General features: G+C 60.1%; 17 protein-coding genes and 3 tRNA genes. 18 read left to right on the forward strand and 2 right to left on the reverse strand.

What is annotated here, in order from left to right; all coding sequences use genetic code 11:
- The first annotated feature begins 56 nt into the window (after positions 1 to 56).
- The 5 genes from P0D52_RS04955 to P0D52_RS04975 all read left to right on the forward strand — a co-directional run bounded on the left by P0D52_RS04955 (position 57) and on the right by P0D52_RS04975 (position 3,893).
- The gene (locus tag P0D52_RS04955) at positions 57 to 1,382 is read left to right on the forward strand and encodes an amidohydrolase (protein ID WP_394694329.1); all 1,326 of its coding nucleotides are present in this window, start codon (positions 57 to 59) and stop codon (positions 1,380 to 1,382) included.
- A gap of 2 nt (positions 1,383 to 1,384) precedes the next feature.
- Positions 1,385 to 1,783, forward strand: a complete 399-nt coding sequence (locus tag P0D52_RS04960; RefSeq protein WP_394694330.1) for a RidA family protein — start codon at positions 1,385 to 1,387, stop codon at positions 1,781 to 1,783.
- A complete protein-coding gene (locus P0D52_RS04965) occupies positions 1,780 to 2,217 on the forward strand; it encodes an avidin/streptavidin family protein (protein WP_394694331.1) in 438 nt (145 codons plus the stop codon). Before P0D52_RS04960 ends, P0D52_RS04965 begins: the two co-directional genes overlap by 4 nt.
- Before the next feature lie 12 nt (positions 2,218 to 2,229).
- Positions 2,230 to 3,399: a DUF819 family protein gene (locus tag P0D52_RS04970; protein ID WP_394694332.1), complete on the forward strand. Its 1,170-nt coding sequence runs from the start codon at positions 2,230 to 2,232 to the stop codon at positions 3,397 to 3,399.
- A gap of 71 nt (positions 3,400 to 3,470) precedes the next feature.
- Positions 3,471 to 3,893 carry a hypothetical protein gene (locus tag P0D52_RS04975; RefSeq protein ID WP_394694333.1) on the forward strand — a complete coding sequence of 141 codons (423 nt, stop codon included), beginning with the start codon at positions 3,471 to 3,473 and terminating at the stop codon, positions 3,891 to 3,893.
- A 72-nt stretch (positions 3,894 to 3,965) separates the two neighbouring features.
- Here the strand turns inward: P0D52_RS04975 and P0D52_RS04980 are convergent, their stop codons facing one another.
- Together P0D52_RS04980 and P0D52_RS04985 are read right to left on the reverse strand one after the other, a co-directional pair.
- Positions 3,966 to 4,631, reverse strand: a complete 666-nt coding sequence (locus P0D52_RS04980; RefSeq protein ID WP_394694334.1) for a Fe2+-dependent dioxygenase — start codon at positions 4,629 to 4,631, stop codon at positions 3,966 to 3,968.
- A gap of 52 nt (positions 4,632 to 4,683) precedes the next feature.
- On the reverse strand, positions 4,684 to 5,472 hold the full coding sequence (locus tag P0D52_RS04985) for a TrmH family RNA methyltransferase (protein ID WP_394694335.1): 789 nt from the start codon (positions 5,470 to 5,472) through the stop codon (positions 4,684 to 4,686).
- 140 nt (positions 5,473 to 5,612) lie between these two features.
- On the opposite strand from P0D52_RS04985, the gene P0D52_RS04990 reads away from it, so the two are divergent.
- The 13 genes from P0D52_RS04990 to rpoB all read left to right on the forward strand — a co-directional run bounded on the left by P0D52_RS04990 (position 5,613) and on the right by rpoB (position 18,698).
- Positions 5,613 to 5,698 (forward strand) — tRNA-Tyr (locus P0D52_RS04990).
- A 21-nt stretch (positions 5,699 to 5,719) separates the two neighbouring features.
- Positions 5,720 to 5,793, forward strand: a tRNA-Gly gene (locus tag P0D52_RS04995).
- Positions 5,794 to 5,847: 54 nt separating this feature from the next.
- Positions 5,848 to 6,249 (forward strand): hypothetical protein, encoded by a 402-nt coding sequence (locus tag P0D52_RS05000; RefSeq protein WP_394694336.1) that lies wholly within the window; start codon positions 5,848 to 5,850, stop codon positions 6,247 to 6,249.
- Between the two features lie 151 nt (positions 6,250 to 6,400).
- Positions 6,401 to 7,576 (forward strand): elongation factor Tu, encoded by a 1,176-nt coding sequence (gene tuf, locus P0D52_RS05005; protein WP_394694337.1) that lies wholly within the window; start codon positions 6,401 to 6,403, stop codon positions 7,574 to 7,576.
- A gap of 411 nt (positions 7,577 to 7,987) precedes the next feature.
- Positions 7,988 to 10,843, forward strand: coding sequence for a TonB-dependent receptor plug domain-containing protein (locus P0D52_RS05010; protein ID WP_394694338.1), 2,856 nt, complete (start codon positions 7,988 to 7,990; stop codon positions 10,841 to 10,843).
- A 152-nt stretch (positions 10,844 to 10,995) separates the two neighbouring features.
- Positions 10,996 to 11,071 (forward strand) — tRNA-Trp (locus P0D52_RS05015).
- A gap of 47 nt (positions 11,072 to 11,118) precedes the next feature.
- Positions 11,119 to 11,376 (forward strand): preprotein translocase subunit SecE, encoded by a 258-nt coding sequence (gene secE, locus P0D52_RS05020; protein WP_394694339.1) that lies wholly within the window; start codon positions 11,119 to 11,121, stop codon positions 11,374 to 11,376.
- 15 nt (positions 11,377 to 11,391) lie between these two features.
- Positions 11,392 to 11,925 (forward strand): transcription termination/antitermination protein NusG, encoded by a 534-nt coding sequence (gene nusG / locus P0D52_RS05025; protein ID WP_394694340.1) that lies wholly within the window; start codon positions 11,392 to 11,394, stop codon positions 11,923 to 11,925.
- An 80-nt stretch (positions 11,926 to 12,005) separates the two neighbouring features.
- Positions 12,006 to 12,437, forward strand: coding sequence for a 50S ribosomal protein L11 (rplK, locus tag P0D52_RS05030; protein WP_394694341.1), 432 nt, complete (start codon positions 12,006 to 12,008; stop codon positions 12,435 to 12,437).
- Between the two features lie 5 nt (positions 12,438 to 12,442).
- Positions 12,443 to 13,153, forward strand: a complete 711-nt coding sequence (rplA, locus tag P0D52_RS05035) for a 50S ribosomal protein L1 (protein ID WP_394694342.1) — start codon at positions 12,443 to 12,445, stop codon at positions 13,151 to 13,153.
- 301 nt (positions 13,154 to 13,454) lie between these two features.
- Positions 13,455 to 13,967, forward strand: a complete 513-nt coding sequence (gene rplJ / locus P0D52_RS05040; protein WP_394694343.1) for a 50S ribosomal protein L10 — start codon at positions 13,455 to 13,457, stop codon at positions 13,965 to 13,967.
- Positions 13,968 to 14,021: 54 nt separating this feature from the next.
- Positions 14,022 to 14,393 carry a 50S ribosomal protein L7/L12 gene (rplL, locus tag P0D52_RS05045; protein ID WP_394694344.1) on the forward strand — a complete coding sequence of 124 codons (372 nt, stop codon included), beginning with the start codon at positions 14,022 to 14,024 and terminating at the stop codon, positions 14,391 to 14,393.
- A gap of 225 nt (positions 14,394 to 14,618) precedes the next feature.
- A complete protein-coding gene (rpoB, locus tag P0D52_RS05050; RefSeq protein WP_394694345.1) occupies positions 14,619 to 18,698 on the forward strand; it encodes a DNA-directed RNA polymerase subunit beta in 4,080 nt (1,359 codons plus the stop codon).
- The last annotated feature ends 39 nt before the right edge of the window (positions 18,699 to 18,737 follow it).

Below are 18,737 nucleotides of genomic sequence, written 5' to 3' on the forward strand. Positions count from 1 at the left end.
TGACCGCGACCGCTGTGCGCCGTCCTATGCGCGGCAGAGATTCCAAGGGGGAAAACATGCGCCTTTTACTTGCTTCTGCGGCTGCGATTGCGTTGTCGGCCGGCGTTTTTGCGCAGGATGATCTGCGCGATGCCATCCAGTCTGACTATTCGGCAAACCTCGAAAGCCTTTACCAGCACTTCCACGCCAATCCGGAATTGTCCCTGATGGAGGTGGAAACCGCCGCGCGTCTGGCGTCGGAGATCCGGGCGCTGGGCTTTGAGGTCACCGAGAATGTCGGCGGCACCGGCATTGTGGCGGTGATGGAGAATGGCGAGGGGCCGACCCTGATGCTGCGCGCCGATATGGATGGTCTGCCGATCGAGGAAAATACCGGTCTGGACTATGCTTCCACGGTGATGGGCACGGACCGGCGCGGGCTGGAAAGCCATGTGATGCACGCCTGCGCGCACGACACGCACATGACGGCTCTGGTCGGGGCGGCGCGCCAGCTGGCGGAACGCCGCGAGGACTGGTCGGGTACGCTGGTGCTGATCGGGCAGCCGGCCGAGGAGCTGGGCCTGGGCGCGCAGATGATGCTGGATGATGGCCTGTATGAGCGCTTTCCCCTGCCGGATGCCGTGGTGTCGTTTCACACATTCGGCGCCATTCCGGCGGGCATGATCGGCTATGTGCCGGGCTTTGCCATGGCGAATGTCGACTCGGTCGATATCACGGTGCGCGGCATTGGCGCGCATGGCTCTACCCCGCATGTCGGGCGCGATCCGATCCTCCTGTCGGCGCAGATCATCACCGCGCTGCAGACGCTGGTCAGCCGCGAGGTCAATCCGCTGGAATCCGGCGTGGTGACGGTGGGCGCCATCAATGGCGGCACCAAGCACAACATCATCCCGGACGAGGTGCATCTGCAGATCACGGTGCGCTCCTATTCCGATGCCAATCGCGAGTTGTTGCTGTCGGGCATTGAGCGCATTGCGCGCGGTCAGGCCATCTCGGCCGGTATTCCCGAAGACCGTCTGCCGATTGTCGAGGTGGAAGAGCCCTATACGCCGGCCACCTATAATGATCCGGACCTGACCGCCTCCGGCGTGGCCGTGCTGCAGGAGCGCTTTGGCAGCCTCGCCGTGCGCCAGCTGGATCCCGTCATGGGCGGTGAAGATTTCTCCCGCTATGGCCGGACGGAAGAGGACATTCCGATCTTCATGTTCTGGGTCGGCGGAACCCCGCAGGACACGCTGATCGAGTATCAGTCCCGCGGCCAGTCTGCGCCCGGCAATCACTCGGCGCTGTTTGCGCCGGATGCGGAAAGCTCCATCACCATGGCGACCGAAGGTCTGACGGCGATTGCGCTGGATTATCTCTCGGCCAGCGGCGCCGAATAGGCATGGTGGAACGCGTCTCGTCCGGCGCGGTCTGGGAGGATCGCGTCGGTTATCGCCGCGCCGTGAAGGACGGCCCGCATATCTGGGTTTCCGGCACGGTCGCGGTGGGAGAAGATGGCCAGCCCTTTGCGCCCGGCGATATGGAAGCCCAGACGCGGCGTTGCCTCGAAATCATCGAAGCCGCGCTGGCGAAAGTCGGCGCGAAAATGAGCGATGTGCGCCGCACCCGCGTCTTTGTCACCGATATGAGCCCGGACGCGCAGGCCGCCTTTGCCCGTGCGCATTCGGCGGTGTTCGGCGATTTCCCGCCCGCTTCGGCGCTCTATGGCATTTCCGCGCTGGCGGCGCCGGACTTCCTCGTTGAGGTCGAAGCCGATGCCTATCTGGCGGCGGAGGCATGATGCGCGCATTGGCCATGCTACTCGCCCTGATCACGGCGCCGGTGCTGGCGGATGATCTGCCCACGCCATCGGTCTGGGAAAACCAGAGCGGTTCGATGCTCCATATCGACGCCATGGACGGCGAGGGGCGGTTTACCGGCCGCTACGTCAATGGCGCTGTAGGTTATGCCTGTCAGGGCATTGAATACGCCGTGGAAGGGCGCATCTTTGATCCGCTGATCACCTTCAACGTGGTCTGGCGAGCCGAGGCAGAGACCTGTCATTCCATTACCAGCTGGACCGGGACGATCGAGGGCGATGTCATTGCGACCGAATGGTCGCTGGTGCGCTGGAGTGACGCCGAGGCGGAGGCCGGTTCAGGCCCCGGATCGGAGTCCGGGGCGGGCGGGTTTGCCCGCTATACCGGGACCAGCCGCTTTGAACGCCGCGACTAGAAAGGCAATATCATGGACACGCTGATTCCCGCCGACAATCATTTCGCCGTTATGGCGGGGCTGTTCGTGATCGCCGCCATCGGCTTCCTCGCCGAGAAGACCCGCATCGGCGCGGTCCTGACCGGGGCGGTGGTCGCGATCTTCCTGGCGATCTTTGCGGCCAATCTGCGGATCATCCCGCAAAGCGCGCCGGCCTATTCCTTCGTCTTTTCCTATTTCGTGCCGGTGCTGATCCCGCTTTTCCTGATGAAGGCGGATCTGAAGAAAATCTTCTTTGAAACCGGCCGCATGACGCTGGCCTTCGGCGTCGCGGCGCTGGGCACAGCGCTGGGCGCGATTGCGGCGGTTTCCGTGCTGGACTTTGGCGCGCAGGAAGCGGGGATCGCCGGGGTCTTCACCGCCACCTATATCGGCGGCTCGGTGAATTATGCCGCGCTGCTGGACATTACCGGACTGCGCGCCGATGGCGCCTTTGTTTCAGCGGCGACAGCGGTCGATAATCTGGCCTCCGGCCTCTTCCTGGCGCTTCTGGCCATCCTGCCGGGCTGGCGCTGGCTGGCGACAAGATTTCCGGCCCGGGACCACACAAAGGGCGAGGTCGAGGCCGAAGAAGACGGCAAGGCGACGGCGGCCACCCTGACCATCACCATTGCCTTTGCGCTGACCATTGTGGCGCTGGGCGACATGCTCACCGGCCTGCTCGGCGGGCTGCTGGGCAATCTGGGCGTTGAGGATGCAGCGCGGCAGGCGGGAAACTGGCGCTATGCCATCATCACCGTTCTGACGCTGATCCCGGCGACGCTGATGCCCAAGACCATGGCCAGACTCCATGGCGGGTATGAGCTGGGCATCGGGCTGGCCTTTGTCTTCTTTGCCGCGATTGCGGCGGGGGCCGACATTCCGTCCCTGATCCAGCAAGCGCCGCTCCTCATGGTGCTGGTGCTGATTCTGCTGGGCGTGCATCTGATCGTATTGTTCGGGCTGGGATCGCTCTTGCGCCTGTCCGTGCCGGAGCTGATCACCGCCTCCAATGCCGCCATTCTGGGCGCAACGACGGCCCCGGCGCTGGCCGCGGCGAAAGGCTGGAAGGATCTGGTGACGCCGGGCGTTCTGGTTGGCGTGTTCGGCTATGCGCTGGGCACGCTGATCGCCACGGCGGTCTATCAGTTCTGGCCCGGCTAGCAACAGACTCGCCGCAAAAGGGAATCTGGAGTATTCTGTTCTCTGCGAGGGGTTTTCAGGGGAGATATTCCATGCTTCGACTCATTCTCATCATCTCGGCTCTGGCAGTCGGTCTCGTTGGCATTGGCGAGCTGTCACTGGCCGATGCCCAGCAACGCGCCGTCTTGCGCCAGACGCAGACCGATACCAGTTTCAGTCCGGCATTCCAGACCGCGATGGAAAGTGGTGACTATGCGCAGGCGGCCGCTCTGGTCAGTTCGGGCCGGGCGACTGGGCATCGTCAGCATCGCGCCATGACGCCATCCACTTCGTCGTCGGCCGCCACCAGCCTGGCCGCCAATACACCGCCGCCGGAGACCGCTGACTATACCTGCAATAGTGGCAATTGCGCCTGTGCGGGGGCATCGGACTGTGTGGCCATGGCACCGATCTGTGTCGAGGGCACAATCGGCTGCAATGATTACGGCTGCACGTGTCAGGAAGCGACCGGATAGGCTGATTTCGCCGAAAGGGAAAAGGGCAGGGCGTCCTCGATGACGCCCGCCTTTGACTGTGCTTCGCCCAGCCTACTCGCCATCCCACATGCGGCGCAGATTATTCTTGAGGAATTCCATCCGCGTGCGGTTTTCCCAGGAGACGTTGAAGCCTTCCTCGGCGATGAGTTCGCCGAGCTCATAGAGCAGATTGCGCTTCTCGGCGTCCTTGATCAGGCTTTCGATAAAGGCAATGGCGACGATACGTTCGCCCTTGGTGACGGGTTTGACCTCGTGATAGGTCGTTGACGGGTAGAAGACGGCCGAGCCCGGCTTGCCCTTGACCGTGATCTCGCCATCGCCGACATGGGCGACGAGCTCTCCGCCCTCATAGGTGGAAGGGTCCGCGAGGAAGATGGTGCAGGAGACATCCGAGCGCACTGGCACGGGCCGCACGGGGATGATGGCGGCATCGGAATGCACGCCGTAATTCATGCCCGGCTTGTAGCGGGAGATCATCAACGGCGTCATCCGCGCGGGCAGGACGGCATCATTGAAGACCCGGTTCTGCGACAGGGCTTCATTCATGATCCGGCTGGTTTCCTGAAAGCGCGGATCACTGAAATCGATCTGCAGGTTGTTCTTGGCCTTGTTGTGCGGATTGGAAGCGCGTCCGTCGGCGAAGTTCGCCTGATCGGCCAGCCGCAGAATGTGCGCCACCTGGTCCGGGCTCAACAGGTCTTCGACAATCCGGAACATGGCTTTCCTCCCGCAGCGTTCAATTGCAAATCAGCATGATGGCCGAAGCGGGTCAAACCGTGTGGGCAGAGCGCGCCGCATACGCCGCATAGAGCGCAATCGCGGCGGCGTTGGAAATGTTCAGGCTTTCGATATTGCCCGTGGTCGGAATCGAGACGAGCAGGTCGCAGTTTTCGGCAATGCGCGGACGCAGGCCCTTGTCCTCGGCGCCCATGACGATGACCAGTCCGGGGCCGCCATGTTTGGCGATGGCCTCGGGCAGGGTGGTGGTGGCCTCACCGTCCAGACCGATGACGAATCGCCCGGCTTCGCGAAACCCGATCAGCGTATCGGCAATATTGGTGACGCGGACATGGCGCACGGTCTCGGTGGCCCCGACCGACGCCTTGGCGACGGCCCCGAAAAGGGGCGGGGCCTTGCGGTCCTGCATGACCACAGCGCGCGCGCCAAATGCGGCGGCCGAGCGGAAAACCGCGCCGACATTGTGCGGGTCCGTCACCGAATCAAGCACGACCAGAATGCCGTGGGTCGGATCGACGACGGCATTGACCGATTCCGGGTCCGGCGCGGTGGCGCGCATGGCAAAGCCCTGATGCACGGCGCCATCGGGCAGATGGGCGGAAATCGCGTCCGGCTTCATGTCCTCGAATTCTGTGCCTTCAGGGACGTCGCGCTGGGCATTCAGCGTCAGCAGCAATCGTTTCACCTCGCGTCGCGGATTCGCGAGCGCAGCAAGGACAGCGTGTCGGCCCCAGATCCAGCCGATGCTGTCGGCCTCGGAATCGCGTGAAGGCCTTGTTTTATATGCTGAATTGGGGCGGTTGCGCCCTTGGTTCTTCATCACTATAGTCCGCGCTCCGTTGATCGGGGCCTCCTGTAAAGCCGCCGTGCGACTGCAATCCGGACCGGATTGACGGAGACGATGTGTTGCATCTGCGTTTTATCTGGCGATAAGACGTTTGTCGCGCCTCGAATGCGTATGGAGGGGTGGTCGAGTGGTTAAAGGCACCAGACTGTAAATCTGGCCGCGAGAGCGTACGCTGGTTCGAATCCAGCCCCCTCCACCATCGCATTCGTCACGTCTGAGTGCGGGTATAGCTCAATGGTAGAGCAGCAGCCTTCCAAGCTGAATATGTCGGTTCGATCCCGTCTACCCGCTCCAGCCTTCTCATTCACTGTCTGACGTGCCACGCTCCCTCTTTTCGCGAGGGATTGCATGTCGAAGCTTGCCTTCATATTGGCGGCTATAGCTGCTCTGGCCATGGCTTTCGCCCATGCCTTCCTTGGCGGCCCGCTGGTCGTGGAGGCCATTCGCAATGCGCCGAGCTTGCCGGAAGTCGTTGTCTGGCTCAGCTATTTCACCTGGCATGACGGGACTGTGGCGCTTCTCGTGTGTTCGGCAGCTTTTGCGTTCGTGGCGATGCGTCCGAAGGAGATTGTTCTGGCCGTTTTTGCCACTGCGATGATGGCGGGTTTTGGTGCACTCGGCCTGGCGACCGCGATCATGGGCAGCGATTCCCTGTGGCAGACGCCGGCGCCCTTTGCCTTCGGCATTATCGGCGGGCTGGGTCTGTTCGGAATCTGGCGCCGGCGGAAGCCCGTCATGCCGTCCGTATAAAGCAGGCAAAGCACAGTCCTGCCGCGTTTACACATCCATTGCCGCAACCCCCTTGCGTTTATGGCAAGTGGACGCTATCCCCCGCGCTCAGTTTTGGACGTGCGCTGGTTTCAGCGCCGTTGGTCCGGTTACATCACAAGGATGAAAAGCAATGGCCAAGGAAAAGTTTGAGCGCACGAAGCCGCATGCGAACATTGGCACGATTGGTCACGTTGACCACGGCAAAACAACGCTGACCGCAGCGATTACGAAATATTTTGGTGACTTCAAGGCTTATGATGAGATTGATGCAGCGCCGGAAGAGAAGGCCCGCGGGATCACCATTTCGACGGCGCACGTTGAGTATGAGACGGACAATCGTCACTATGCGCACGTGGACTGCCCGGGACACGCTGACTATGTGAAGAACATGATCACGGGTGCGGCGCAGATGGACGGCGCGATCCTGGTTGTGAACGCGGCGGACGGCCCGATGCCGCAGACGCGCGAGCACATCCTTCTGGCGCGTCAGGTTGGCGTTCCGGCCCTGGTGGTGTTCCTGAACAAGGTTGACCAGGTGGATGATGAGGAGCTCCTCGAGCTCGTCGAGATGGAAGTGCGCGAGCTTCTGTCGTCCTATGACTTCCCGGGTGACGATATTCCGATCATTGCCGGTTCGGCTCTGGCCGCTCTTGAAGGCCGCGACAATGCCATTGGCGAAGACAAGATCCGTGAACTGATGGCGGCTGTGGATGAATACATCCCGACGCCGGAACGTCCGGTGGACCTGCCTTTCCTGATGCCGATCGAGGACGTGTTCTCGATTTCCGGCCGGGGTACGGTTGTGACCGGCCGTATCGAGCGCGGTGTTGTGAAGGTGGGCGAAGAGATTGCCATCGTCGGCGTGCGTGACACGAAGACGACGACCTGCACGGGCGTTGAGATGTTCCGCAAGCTGCTCGATCAGGGCCAGGCGGGCGACAATGTCGGCGTTCTCCTGCGCGGTATCGACCGTGAAGGTGTGGAGCGCGGTCAGGTTCTGGCCAAGCCGGGTTCGATCACGCCGCACGCGAAGTTCGAGGCGGAAGCCTATATCCTGACGAAGGAAGAGGGTGGACGTCACACTCCGTTCTTCACCAATTACCGCCCGCAATTCTACTTCCGGACGACGGATGTGACGGGTGTTGTGACCCTGAAAGAGGGTACGGAAATGGTGATGCCGGGCGATAATGCCGAGCTGAGCGTTGAACTGATCACGCCGATCGCGATGGATCAGGGTCTGCGTTTTGCTATCCGCGAAGGTGGCCGCACGGTCGGCGCCGGCGTGGTGTCCAAAATCACCGACTAGGGCCTCAGCCAAAGTCAAACCCGATCAGGGGCGTTGCCACACCGGCAGCGCCCCTTTTTCATGCGGGAAGGGGTGTTCTGCCCGATTCAGCCCGATTTGACCGTTGCGCGGCCGATTCGTTCGCATATGCAGCATTGAGTGGGCTCCGATAAAATAACCTGCCACGAGAATATGCGACCATTCAGCAACACTCCGGGGGGCTTATCACGGTGAGATGAGGCAGATTACATCCCTGTCATTGACCGTCAGGGCTGCATCAGTCACCATTTGTGACGGTGCTGTGTCGTAATTGCGACTCGGTGATATCAGGGGCAACCCAAAAACTACCAAACCAGCCGGATCAACCGGCGCCTAAACCAGCCGGATCAACCGGCGTTGTTGATACTGTTAATGACTCGGAGGGAATTCAGAGTGAAACAGAGAACTCTCAAGGCTTGCCTGATGGCAAGCACGCTCATCGGCGGACTGGGCTTTGCGGCTCCCGCCTTTGCGCAAGACGGTGCGGCGGACGACCGCATCATCGTGACCGGTTCACGGATCGGCCGCAGCGAGCTGACCTCGGTCAGCCCGATCACGGTTGTGGGCCAGGATGACCTGAATGTTCAGGCCGTTCGTACGCTGGAAGACTTTGCCGACCAGATCACTTTTGCTCCGGGCGGTGAAACCACCAGCCGGACCAATAACGGTTCTGGCGGTCAGGCCACCATCTCGCTTCGCGGCCTCGGCCCGAACCGGACGCTGGTTCTGGTCAATGGCCGTCGCGTGACGCCGGCTAATACCGGTGGTACTGCTGACCTCAACATGATCCCGGTTTCCTTGATCGGCCGTGTTGAAGTTCTGCGCGATGGCGCTTCGACCGTTTACGGTTCGGACGCGATCGCCGGCGTGGTCAATATCATCACCCGCGACGATGTCGAAGGCTTTGAAGCTTTCGCTCAGTACGATGTGACGGGTGAAGGCGATGGCCAGATATACCGCTATGGTATGACCTTTGGTCGTTCCTTCGACGGTGGCCGCTTTACCGCCAACCTCGAATATTTTGATCGCGGCACCATCCTTCAGGGTGATCGTCCGTTCTCTGCCTGTCCTTGGGCAGAAGTGGGCGGCCAGCTGATCTGCGGTGGTTCGGGTACGGCCTATCCGGGTCAGATCTTCGGTAATGGCGCCAATTCGCCGAACTTCACGGCACAATTTGGTAATGGCGGTGCGGTTCTCGACCCGACGACCAACACGCTCCGCGCGTTCACGCCAGCCGATGGCTATAACTTCGCGGCTCGTTCCTACATGGTCACGCCGCAAGAAGTGTGGTCCGGTTTCTTTGATGCCGAATATGACGTGCTGAATTCTGACCGCTTCGGTCAGGCGACCGCTTACGGTGAATTCATGTTCGCCCAGCGGTCTTCCCAGCAGCAGTTGGCACCGGTTGGCACCTTCTGGTTTCCGTTGGTTCCGGCCTTCCACCCGAACAACCCGACTGGCGAGGGCGTCTTCGTGGCCCGTCGTCTGGCTGAGTTGACCTCTGGTCGTTTCTTCACCCAGGACGCGTCGTCCTGGCGGTCGATCTTCGGCCTTGAAGGCATGCTGCCGGCTGGCATCTTCTGGGATACGTCACTGTCTTATGGCCGTTATGTTGACGCACGCGTCATCGATGGTCAGGCGAACCCGGTTCGCGCGGCTGAAGTGCTGTGTAATGACCCGGCCTCTCTGGCGGCTGGTGCGTGTCAGACCCCTGCCAATCTGATCTGGGACCCGTTCCGGACTGATACGCTGACCGATGCTATCGCCAACTACTTCCTTGTGCGTCACTCACCAGTTTCCCGTCAGACACGTTTGTCCTTCCAGGCCAACCTGTCGGGTGATCTGGGTGGCCTGCAGCTTCCGGGTGGTGAAATCGGCTGGGCAGTCGGTTATGAGCGCCGCCGCGATACCGGCGAGTTCATTCCCGATGGTGCGGCGCAGATCGGCCAGATCTACTTCGTGTCCGGGAACTCGACTCAGGGCGATATCACTTCGCAGGAATTCTACGGCGAAGTTCGTCTTCCCATCCTGTCCGGTGTTGAATTTGCCGAATTGCTGGCTGTCGAACTCTCGGCTCGTGCGTCGTCTTATGACGTGAACGGAACGGGTGTGAGCAACAGCTTTGACTCCAACACCTGGGCGATCAAAGCCGAGTGGGCGCCGAATGATCAGGTCCGCGTCCGCGGTTCGTTCTCGACCGGCTTCCGGGCTCCGTCGATCGGCGAATTGTTTGCACCACAAGCGCAAAGTGCGGTTCAGTACACGGATCCGTGTACGAACTATGCGACATCAGGTGCGTCAGCGACGCTCATTGCGAACTGTCAGGCTGATGGTCTGCCGGGCAACTTCACGCTGACCTCGACGCAGGCTTCTGGTGTTGTTGGTGGTAACCCGAACCTGACGCCGGAAGAATCGGAAGGTTATACCTTCGGTGTGGTGTTTACGCCGTCCGGTACGCCGATCCTGGAAGACTTCACCTTCTCGGCTGATTACTTCTCGTTCGAGCTAACACAGGCTGTAGGTTCTGCGGACGTCAACACGATTGCAAACTCGTGCTACAATTCGCCGAACTTCTCGGATCCGTTGTGCGCACTGATTGCAGGCCCGGGTTACACCGGCGTGACAGGTTCGGCTCTGGCCTCTCCTTTGCCAGGCCCAGGTGGTGCGCGTCGTTCGGCTGTTGGTGTTCTGGCTGGCGTTTTGCTGACGAACGCCAACCTGTCCACCTATGAGACGTCGGGTGTTGACTTCGGTATCGATTATTCGGGCCCGACTTTCGACATCTTCGAATCGACGGCTCAGTTCGTTGCTGGCCTGGATGTCACGTATCTGGAAAGCTTTGCTTACCAGGTGCTGCCAGGTGGTGCGGTGTCTGAATACGCCGGCCGGTTCGCTCAGGATCCGTTCACGACGACTCCTGCAGCCTTCCCGGAAATCTCCGCCCTGCTTCGTTTGGGCGTGGTCTCTGACAGCTGGCAGTTCAACTATGTTGGTCGTTACATCGACGAAGTTACCGACTTCTCGTCGAACCCGGCAAACGTGTCGAACACCGCTGAGCGCGTGATGTATCACGATGTTCAAGCAGCTTATGACTTCGTGGACTCAGGTGTTGGCCTGACCTTCGGTGTGCGTAACCTCGCGAATGAGACGCCGCCTTATGTGTCCAACAATGACGACATGAACACACTGCAGCAGACCTATGACACGGCTGGCCGTTACTTTTACGGCCGGGTCACGATCCGCCGCTAGGCAGATCGGTCATAGACCAGTATGTGCGGCGGGCTTCGGCCCGCCGCATTTTTTTGCAGAAGGCTGTTTGCAAAAGACCGGACAGGGTGTAGAAGCCGTCCTTCGACGCGCAGCTGACGAGGCTGAACGGAGTGTTTTTTGCGTTCTGTTGTAGGGGTGTAGCTCAGCTGGTAGAGCATCGGTCTCCAAAACCGAGGGCCGGGGGTTCGAGTCCCTCCGCCCCTGCCATTCTCGCAGGGTCTGGCAAAACGCTGGTGACGGATTAAATAGGTATAATGGCCAAGACGATCGGTAAAAATACGCCTGTCAAGAAAGACGACGCGCCTGCGCCGAAGAAGAAGGGTGTGAATCCCTTCCAGTTCTTCCAGCAGGTCCGGCAGGAAGCCCGCAAGGTGACCTGGACGACGCGTCAGGAGACTCTGGTCTCGACGATCATGGTCCTGATCATGGCCGGGCTGGCGGCCCTGTTTTTCTTCGCGGTTGATTCCGGCATTTCCGCTGCGGTCACCGCCATTCTTCGTCTTGGTTCTTAAGGGAGTCCGGAACACATGGCTTCCAGATGGTATATCGTTCAGGCCTATTCCAACTTCGAAAAGAAGGTGGCAGAGGCGATCAGGGCAGATGCGGTCCAGAAAGGGCTGGAAGACTGCTTTGAAGAGATTCTTGTTCCGACCGAAGAGGTCGTCGAGGTGCGCAAGGGGCGCAAGGTCCAATCCGAACGCAAATACTTCCCCGGCTATGTGCTGGTGAAGATGGACATGACGGATGCTGCCTATCACCTCGTGAAGAACACACCGAAAGTCACGGGCTTTCTCGGGTCCGGCACCAAGCCGATGCCCGTCTCCGAGACCGAGGTGAAACGCATTCTGGGTCAGATGGAAGAGGACGCCGAGCGTCCGATGCCGACGGTCCATTATGATGTTGGTGAGACGGTGCGTGTCACCGATGGCCACTTCCAGAGCTTTAACGGCGTCGTGGAGGAAGTGGACGAGGAGAATGCCCGCCTGAAAGTGGCAATCAATATCTTTGGCCGGGCCACGCCGGTCGAGCTGGACTACGGTCAGGTCGAAAAAGCGGCCTGATTATCACATTGAGTGCGGGAGGTGACGGGCAAGACCATGCCGTGACCGCACCGCGCTCTCCCTGACTGGAGTAGAGGGAAATGGCGAAGAAGATTAGCGGCTATATCAAGCTGCAAGTTCCGGCCGGGGCGGCCAATCCGTCCCCGCCGGTCGGTCCTGCGCTGGGTCAGCACGGTGTCAACATCATGGAATTCTGCAAGGCGTTCAACGCCAAGACGCAAGAGATGGAAAAAGGGATGCCAATCCCGACCATCATCACCGTCTTCCAGGACAAATCCTTCACATTCGTGACCAAGACACCGCCGGCCAGCTTCTATCTGAAGAAGGCGGCCAAGGTTCAAAAGGGATCCGGCGCGCCGGGTTCCACAGCGCCGATTGCCAAGGTGACGATGTCGCAATGCCGCGAGATCGCCGAAGCGAAAATGGCGGATTTGAACGCAAATGATCTTGATCAGGCAACGAAAATCATCGCGGGTTCCGCCCGTTCGATGGGCCTGGATGTGGTGGAGTAAGTCCCATGGCAAAAGTAGCAAAAAGAATTGGCGCTGCGCGCGCCGGGATTGACCGCGAAAAGATGCATACGGTTGCCGAAGCCGTTTCCATCGTGAAGGTCAATGCCACTGCAAAGTTTGACGAGACCATCGAGGTCGCCATCAATCTGAATGTCGATCCGCGCCACGCTGACCAGATGGTCCGCGGCGTGTGCAGCCTGCCGAATGGCACGGGCCGTTCGGTCCGCGTTGCGGTTTTCGCCAAAGGTGAAAAGGCCGAGGAAGCCAAGAAGGCCGGTGCCGAAATCGTGGGTGCTGAAGACCTAATGGAAGAAATCCAGGGCGGCCGCTCTGATTTCGACAAGGTCATCGCCACGCCGGACATGATGCCGCTCGTCGGCCGTCTCGGTAAGGTGCTGGGCCCGCGCGGCCTGATGCCGAACCCGAAAGTCGGTACGGTGACCATGGATGTCACCAAGGCGATTGAAGCGTCGAAGGGCGGTGCTGTTGAATTCCGCGCTGAAAAGGCCGGTGTCATTCACGCCGGTGTCGGCAAAGCCAGCTTCACCGAGGCGGCTCTGAACGAGAATGTCAAAGCCTTCCTCGACGCGATTGTGAAAGCCAAGCCGTCGGGCGCCAAAGGCACGTATCTGAAGAAAATCGCACTCAGCTCCACCATGGGGCCGGGCGTGAAAGTTGACATTTCCGAAGCCGCGGCTGCAGCGCCGTCCGCATAGGGCTTGTCAAGAAGGTAATCTGGTGGTTAACACCGCCGGTCCGGTCGGAAGCGGCATAGTGCCGATTCCGGCCAACCTGTCCGAGATCGCAGGGGGCAGACCATCCGGTCTGTCTTAATTCCGCAAGGGCCCTGGGTGAGACAGAGCAAGAATTTGACGGTCCCGCTGAGGCGGGGGTGTTGGTTCGAGCCCTGGGACAGGAATGCGCTTTGGGCGCGTTCTGGGCCTCACGGCTACAGGCGCATTCGGGGCGTCTTCACCGGGCACTTCATGGGGAAGTGTCCTAACAGGGAGACCGCAAATGGATCGTTTGACCAAGGAAGCCTCCGTCGAAGAGCTCAAGGGTATCTTCTCGAGCGGCTCCGTGGTCATTGCCCACTATTCGGGCATGACCGTTGCGGAAATGACGGACTTGCGTACCAAGCTCCGGGAAACCGGTGGCACGTTCAAAGTGGTGCGCAATCGTCTCGCCAAGATTGCACTTCAGGGTAACAGCGCTGAGGGTGCTTCAGAGTATTTCAACGGTCCCGTCGGGATCGCTTTCTCTGAAGACTTCACCGCCGCGCCCAAGGCTGCAGTCGCCTATGCCAAGAATAACGACAAGTTCGAAATTCTCGGCGGTTTCATGGAAGCAGAAGTCTTCGACGCCAATGGCGTTGCGGCTCTGTCGAAAATGCCGTCGCGTGAAGAACTCATCGGAATGGTTGCGGCCCGTCTTCTGGGTCAGGCTGGCGAAGTTGTCTCGCGTATCACCTCTCCGGGCCAGACACTGGCCGGACAGATACAGGTTATCGGCGAAAAAGCCGAAGCCTGAGGTGCGTCATTCTCCGCTTTCGAACCAACTCGACTTATCAAGGACTGAAAACAAATGGCTGATGTAGCTAAACTCGCAGACGAACTCCTGGGCCTCACCATTCTGGAAGCCAAAGAACTCAACGACCTTCTCGAAGAAAAAGGCATCAAGCCGGCCGCCGCTGCTGTGGCTGTTGCTGGCCCGGCCGCCGGTGGCGAAGCTGCTGCTGAAGAGAAAGACGAGTTCGACGTCGTCCTGATGGAAGCCGGCGACAAGAAAATCAACGTGATCAAAGAAGTCCGCGCCATCACCGGCCTGGGCCTCAAAGAAGCCAAGGAACTGGTGGAAGCCGGCGGCAAAGCCGTCAAGGAAGCCGCTCCGAAAGCTGAAGCTGAAGAGATCAAGAAGAAGCTCGAAGAAGCAGGCGCTACTGTCGAGCTGAAATAGGTTCTGCTTGCAGAATCGACAGGGACATTGACGGACGCATGGGGTTTTCCATGCGTCCGTCGACCCGTCTCTGAAACGGAATTCGCCGATCCCCGCCAGCCTGCGCCGGGATGGGTCTGACGCTTTCCGCCCGGCGATCCGGGTGGCCGGCATAGCAGGCAGCCGCATCATTCCGGTGCGGAACTGGAACACAAAGGTGCAGCCAAGGCTGCAAAGGGAGCCGACATGGGTCTGTCGTTCACCGGCAAAAAGCGCATTCGCAAATCTTTCGGAGTCATTCCCGAAACCGTCCCGATGCCAAATCTGATCGAGGTGCAGAAAAGCTCCTATGATCAGTTCCTGATGAAAGATGTTCCCGCTGCGGAGCGCGGCGATGAAGGTCTTCAGGCCGTTTTCAAATCCGTCTTTCCGATCAAGGATTTTTCGGAAAAGTCGGTTCTGGACTTTGTGTCCTATGAATTCGAGCCGCCGAAGTTTGACGTTGATGAATGCGAGCAGCGCGATCTGACATACGCCGCGCCGCTGAAGGTCAAGATGCGCCTGATCGTCTTTGATGTGGACGAAGAAACCGGCTCCAAGTCCGTCAAGGACATCAAGGAGCAGGACGTCTACATGGGCGATATCCCGCTGATGACCGACAAGGGCACCTTTGTCGTCAACGGCACCGAACGCGTGATCGTCTCTCAGATGCACCGCAGCCCGGGCGTGTTCTTTGACCACGACCGCGGCAAGACGCACGCATCGGGCAAGTTCCTGTTCGCCGCGCGGATCATTCCCTATCGCGGCTCCTGGCTGGACTTCGAGTTCGATGCCAAGGACGTGGTTCACATGCGTCTGGACCGCCGTCGGAAACTGCCGGCGACGACACTGATGTATGCGCTCGGCATGGACCGCGAGGAAATCCTCGCGACCTTCTACGAGCGCATCACTGTGAAGCTGGTCAAGGGCGGATGGGCGGTTCCTTTCGTCAAGGAACGCTGGCGCGGCATGAAGCCGTCCTTCGACCTGATCGACGCGAAATCCGGTGAAGTTGTGGCGCCGGCCGGCAAGAAGATTGCCGCCCGTGCCGCCAACAAGCTGGCCGAAGACGGTCTGAAGGACATCCTGCTCAGCGATGAAGGCCTGATGGGCCGTTTTGTCGCCGAGGATCTGGTGAACACCAAGACCGGCGAGATTTATGCCGAAGCCGGCGACGAGATCACTGAAGAGGTGATCGAGGCGCTGCGCGAGCAGAAGTTCAAGTCGCTAGATATTCTGGACATCGATAACCAGTCCCGCGGCCCGTACATGCAGCAGACCCTGGCGGCCGACAAGAATGACACGCGCGACCAGGCTCTGGTCGACATCTACCGCGTCATGCGCCCCGGCGAGCCGCCGACCCCGGAGACGGCGGAAGCCATGTTCCAGGGTCTGTTCTTCGATTCCGAGCGCTATGACCTTTCCGCGGTGGGCCGTGTGAAAATGAATATGCGCCTCGATCTCGATGCGCCGGATGATATGCGCGTCCTGCGCAAGGAAGACATTCTGGCCGTGCTTCAGACCCTGGTGGGTCTGCGGGATGGCCGTGGCGAAATCGACGACATCGACAATCTCGGCAATCGCCGTCTGCGGTCGGTCGGCGAGCTGATGGAAAATCAGTATCGCATCGGTCTGCTGCGGATGGAGCGCGCCATCAAGGAGCGGATGAGCTCTGTCGATATCGAAACCGTCATGCCGCACGATCTGGTCAATGCAAAGCCGGCCGCTGCGGCGGTTCGCGAATTCTTTGGCTCCTCGCAGCTGTCGCAATTCATGGACCAGACCAATCCGCTGTCGGAAGTCACCCACAAGCGCCGTCTTTCGGCGCTTGGGCCGGGTGGTCTGACACGTGAGCGCGCCGGTTTCGAAGTCCGCGACGTGCACCCGACCCACTATGGCCGGATCTGCCCTATTGAAACGCCGGAAGGCCCGAATATCGGCCTGATCAACTCGCTGTCGACCTATGCCCGCGTCAACAAGTACGGCTTCATCGAAAGCCCGTACCGCAAGGTTGAAAACGGCAAGCTGACCGATGAAGTGCATTATCTCTCCGCCATGGAAGAGGCGCGCTATAACATCGCTCAGGCGAATGCGACGGTGAGCGACAAGGGCTTGCTGGACAATGAATTCGTCAATTGCCGCGTTGGACCGGGCCGCGATGCGACCCTGACCCCGCGTGAGGATGTGGATTATATCGACGTTTCGCCGAAACAGGTTGTTTCGGTTGCGGCAGCGTTGATCCCCTTCCTTGAAAACGATGACGCCAACCGCGCCCTCATGGGTTCGAACATGCAGCGTCAGGCCGTTCCGCTTCTGCAAGCCGAGGCGCCGCTGGTCGGCACCGGCCTGGAAGAGGTTGTGGCGCGCGATTCCGGTGCGGCGATTGCCGCGCGCCGAGATGGTGTGATTGAGCAGGTGGATGCCACGCGTATCGTTGTCCGGGCGACGGGCGACGTCGATGCGGCACAATCGGGCGTGGACATTTATCGTCTCGCCAAATTCCAGCGGTCGAACCAGTCGACCTGTATCAATCAGCGCCCGATCGTGAAGGTCGGCGATGAGGTGCGGGCAGGGGATATCATTGCTGATGGCCCGTCGACCGATCTCGGTGAGCTCGCGCTCGGCAAGAATGTGCTCGTCGCCTTCATGCCGTGGAATGGCTATAACTTCGAGGACTCCATCCTCATCTCCGAACGCATCGTGCGGGACGACGTCTTCACGTCGATCCACCTTGAAGAGTTCGAGGTCATGGCCCGCGATACCAAGCTGGGACCGGAAGAAATCACGCGCGACATCCCGAATGTCGGCGAGGAAGCCCTCCGCAATCTCGACGAAGCCGGTATCGTATCGGTCGGCGCCGAGCTTGAATCCGGCGATATTCTCGTTGGCAAGGTGACGCCGAAGGGTGAAAGCCCGATGACGCCGGAAGAAAAGCTTCTGCGCGCCATCTTCGGTGAAAAAGCCTCCGATGTGCGGGACACCTCGCTGCGTCTGCCGCCGGGCACGACCGGCACGGTCGTCGAGGTCCGCGTCTTCAACCGTCACGGTGTCGACAAGGACCAACGCGCCATTGCCATCGAGCGTGAGGAAATCGAACGCCTCGGCAAGGACCGCGATGACGAGCTGACCATTCTGGAACGCAACATCTATTCGCGTCTGGGTGATCTGCTGCTCGGCAAGAAAGCGACTTCGGGTCCGAAGGGCTTCAAAAAGGGTGAAGTCACCCAGGAAGCCCTCGACAACGAGCCGCGCAGCCAGTGGTGGAAGATTGCCATCGACGACGAAAAGGCGATGGGCGAAGTCGAAGCGCTGAAGAAGCAGTATGACGACTCCAAGGCGCGGCTGGATCGCCGTTTCGAGGACAAGGTCGACAAGCTTCAGCGCGGTGATGAGTTGCCACCGGGTGTGATGAAAATGGTCAAGGTCTTCGTGGCTGTGAAGCGCAAGCTGCAGCCGGGCGACAAGATGGCCGGGCGTCACGGTAACAAGGGTGTGATCTCCAAGATCGCGCCGCTGGAAGACATGCCGTATCTGGAAGACGGTACGCCGGTTGACCTCGTGCTGAACCCGCTGGGCGTGCCTTCGCGGATGAATGTCGGTCAGATTCTCGAAACCCATCTGGGCTTTGCCTGTAAGGGTCTCGGCCGTCAGATTGGCGAGCTCTATGAAGGCTATAAGCGCGATGGCAAGAGCCAGGACCTGAAAGCCAAGCTGGCTGAAGTCTATGGCAAGGACCAGGAACTGCCGAAGTCGGACGAAGAGCTGGCCGAGCTGGGCCGGAACCTCGCCAATGGTGTGCCGATTGCGACGCCGGTCTTTGACGGTGCCCGCGAGCCGGACATTGTCGATCATCTGAAAATGGCGGGTCTGGAAGAATCGGGTCAGTCCAAGCTTTATGACGGACGGACCGGCGAGATGTTCCACCGCCGCGTGACGGTTGGCATCAAGCACCTTCTGAAGCTGCACCACCTGGTCGACGACAAGATCCACGCCCGTGCGATCGGGCCTTACAGCCTTGTCACCCAGCAGCCGTTGGGCGGCAAGGCGCAGTTCGGCGGTCAGCGCTTCGGCGAGATGGAAGTGTGGGCCTTGCAGGCCTACGGCGCCGCCTACATCCTCCAGGAACTGCTGACCGTGAAGTCGGATGACGTTGCGGGCCGCACCAAGGTCTATGAAGCGATTGTTCGCGGTGACGACACGTTTGAAGCGGGGGTTCCCGAAAGCTTCAACGTGCTGGTCAAAGAGATGCGTTCGCTGGGCCTGAATGTCGAGCTGAAGAACGAGTAGTTTTTAAATTCCGGCGGAGCTTGCCTGGCTCCGCCGTCA

It is taken from the genome of Hyphobacterium sp. (genome assembly GCF_043584775.1).
Classification (GTDB): domain Bacteria; phylum Pseudomonadota; class Alphaproteobacteria; order Caulobacterales; family Maricaulaceae; genus Hyphobacterium.

Bases quoted from the DNA above. Each gene is read 5' to 3' on its own strand.
- P0D52_RS04955 (WP_394694329.1), top strand. From the start codon at position 57: ATGCGCCTTTTACTTGCTTCTGCGGCTGCGATTGCGTTGTCGGCCGGC.
- P0D52_RS04960 (WP_394694330.1), top strand. From the start codon at position 1,385: ATGGTGGAACGCGTCTCGTCCGGCGCGGTCTGGGAGGATCGCGTCGGT.
- P0D52_RS04965 (WP_394694331.1), top strand. From the start codon at position 1,780: ATGATGCGCGCATTGGCCATGCTACTCGCCCTGATCACGGCGCCGGTG.
- P0D52_RS04970 (WP_394694332.1), top strand. From the start codon at position 2,230: ATGGACACGCTGATTCCCGCCGACAATCATTTCGCCGTTATGGCGGGG.
- P0D52_RS04975 (WP_394694333.1), top strand. From the start codon at position 3,471: ATGCTTCGACTCATTCTCATCATCTCGGCTCTGGCAGTCGGTCTCGTT.
- P0D52_RS04980 (WP_394694334.1), bottom strand. From the start codon at position 4,631: ATGTTCCGGATTGTCGAAGACCTGTTGAGCCCGGACCAGGTGGCGCAC.
- P0D52_RS04985 (WP_394694335.1), bottom strand. From the start codon at position 5,472: ATGAAGAACCAAGGGCGCAACCGCCCCAATTCAGCATATAAAACAAGG.
- P0D52_RS05000 (WP_394694336.1), top strand. From the start codon at position 5,848: ATGTCGAAGCTTGCCTTCATATTGGCGGCTATAGCTGCTCTGGCCATG.
- tuf (WP_394694337.1), top strand. From the start codon at position 6,401: ATGGCCAAGGAAAAGTTTGAGCGCACGAAGCCGCATGCGAACATTGGC.
- secE (WP_394694339.1), top strand. From the start codon at position 11,119: ATGGCCAAGACGATCGGTAAAAATACGCCTGTCAAGAAAGACGACGCG.
- nusG (WP_394694340.1), top strand. From the start codon at position 11,392: ATGGCTTCCAGATGGTATATCGTTCAGGCCTATTCCAACTTCGAAAAG.
- rplK (WP_394694341.1), top strand. From the start codon at position 12,006: ATGGCGAAGAAGATTAGCGGCTATATCAAGCTGCAAGTTCCGGCCGGG.
- rplA (WP_394694342.1), top strand. From the start codon at position 12,443: ATGGCAAAAGTAGCAAAAAGAATTGGCGCTGCGCGCGCCGGGATTGAC.
- rplJ (WP_394694343.1), top strand. From the start codon at position 13,455: ATGGATCGTTTGACCAAGGAAGCCTCCGTCGAAGAGCTCAAGGGTATC.
- rplL (WP_394694344.1), top strand. From the start codon at position 14,022: ATGGCTGATGTAGCTAAACTCGCAGACGAACTCCTGGGCCTCACCATT.
- rpoB (WP_394694345.1), top strand. From the start codon at position 14,619: ATGGGTCTGTCGTTCACCGGCAAAAAGCGCATTCGCAAATCTTTCGGA.